General features: G+C 57.9%; 3 protein-coding genes. All 3 read left to right on the top strand.

Annotated elements, in window-relative coordinates; genetic code table 11:
* Window positions 1-154: 154 nt before the first annotated feature.
* Window positions 155-667, top strand: coding sequence for an HXXEE domain-containing protein (locus tag VLM75_04900; protein ID HSV96257.1), 513 nt, complete (start codon window positions 155-157; stop codon window positions 665-667).
* 17 nt (window positions 668-684) lie between these two features.
* Complete coding sequence (locus VLM75_04895; GenBank protein ID HSV96256.1) at window positions 685-1,323, top strand: TetR/AcrR family transcriptional regulator; 639 nt, start codon at window positions 685-687, stop codon at window positions 1,321-1,323.
* On the top strand, window positions 1,320-1,697 hold a 378-nt coding region (locus tag VLM75_04890; GenBank protein HSV96255.1), incomplete at its 3' end, for a TolC family protein. The genes VLM75_04895 and VLM75_04890, both read left to right, overlap by 4 nt.

Raw genomic sequence — 1,697 nt, 5'->3', positions numbered from 1 at the left:
TGTATTGTAGCGTCGATGACGGGGAGGATGACGGGGTGACCATCCCGGGCAAGCTTCCTTTCCATGATCATCAAAAAAACTTGACGAAAAGAAGCCGGTCCGCTATATTGTTAACTAAATAGTTAGTTTATATAACCGTTTGGTTGGGTGCTGCATGGAATTGTCGGCGGAAAGGCTTCGTTTCCTCGGCATGGTGAGGGCGCTTCCCTTTCTTTTCGCGCTGCACAACGCGGAGGAGTCGCTCTCCATGGTGGAGTTTTCAGCCCGGCACATGGCAGGATTCCATTCGGTCACGCAGGTGCAGTTTCTGTCGGCGCTCGTACTCATTACGGGCGCGGCCTTCGTCCTGTGCTTTGTGGCGGCTGGTAGATTCGGACGGGGCATCTGGGCGTATGTTCCGCTCTGGATCCAATCGATCCTGTTTTTCAACGCATTCAGCCATATCGCGATAACGATTCATTCGGGAGAAGTCGCGCCGGGAGTTTATACCGCGGTGCTCGTCAATATCCCCTTTACGATTGCGCTGTTTCGCGGCGCTTTACGCGAGGGGTTCGTAACCGCAAGGGGGGCCTCCTGGTCGGCGGTCGCGGGCCTGGTGCTCTACGTGCCGGTGGTGCTTCTTTCGCTCGGCTTCGGCTCACTCGTCGAGCGGTTGTCAAAATTCTGAACGGGAACGAGGAGAGAATGATGGAAAAAGCGGCCAGGCGGACAAGCGATGAAAAGGTGCTCGCGGCGGCGCTCAAAGAGTTCGCCGAACACGGTTTCGACGGCGCGCGCGTCGACCGCATCGCGAAGAACGCGAAGGTCAACAAGGCCATGATCTATTATCATTTCAAAAGCAAGGAGGCGCTCTACGAGCGCATTCTTTCCGATCTGGCGGGCATGATATACGAGCGCGTGGTCGGAGTCATCGTGGAGGAGAGCGATCCGCGCGAACAGCTGTATACGATAATTCACCGCTATATCGAGACGATCACCATCGTGGACCGCGACATGCTGCGCACCATGCTCCGGGAGATCGCCGCCGGCGGCAAATTCTTCAAGAAGATCGCCATCCCGCGCCTGGTCATCCCGATCATCGCGAGGATCGAGCCGATTCTTCGTTCCGCCCAGGAAAGGGGCGATCTGCGACGCGATCTGGATCCGCTGTACACCTTTTTGCAGATAATCGGGGGGATAATCTTTTTTAATATCATCCAGATTCCCGCGCGGGGAACGATGCTGGAGGAGATGGCCTTCAAGGGCGACTACATGGCGCGGTTTGAAAGCAACCTCATGAACATCCTCAAAAACGGAATGGAATCCGGAGGGAGGGCGAGATGAAGGGCATGAAAAAAAACGGGATCGTCCGTATCGCGGCCATTGCCGCGGCGATCATGCTCGCCGCGACGGGGAGCACCCCCGCGGCGGATGAGGCCCCGCGAAAGATAGCGGTGGACGAGGCGGTGAGGATGGCCCTGGCGAACAACCGGGAGTACCGGATCGCCCTCACGAGGCTCGCGCAGGCCAAGGAGAGGGTGAACGGCGAGTGGGGAAAGCTCTTCCCCGTGCTCGAATCGGAGGCCTCGCTCGCGCGGCAGTATGCCGAGAGCGGGTTAATGAGCCTTTCGGACGGGCAGTACGACATTCGGTTCGTGCAGATCCGCCTTGGTGTCAACCCGGGAATCTTTTATAATTCGCTTGCCGCCTCCCGGGCC

This window comes from Spirochaetota bacterium, assembly GCA_035477215.1.
Classification (GTDB): domain Bacteria; phylum Spirochaetota; class UBA4802; order UBA4802; family UBA5368; genus MVZN01.
The sequence above is the reverse complement of the archived record's forward strand: the minus strand, read 5'-3'. Positions and strand labels throughout refer to the sequence as shown.

Excerpts from the sequence above, each read along its gene's own strand:
- VLM75_04895 (HSV96256.1), top strand. The coding sequence starts at position 685 with ATGATGGAAAAAGCGGCCAGGCGGACAAGCGATGAAAAGGTGCTCGCG.
- VLM75_04900 (HSV96257.1), top strand. The coding sequence starts at position 155 with ATGGAATTGTCGGCGGAAAGGCTTCGTTTCCTCGGCATGGTGAGGGCG.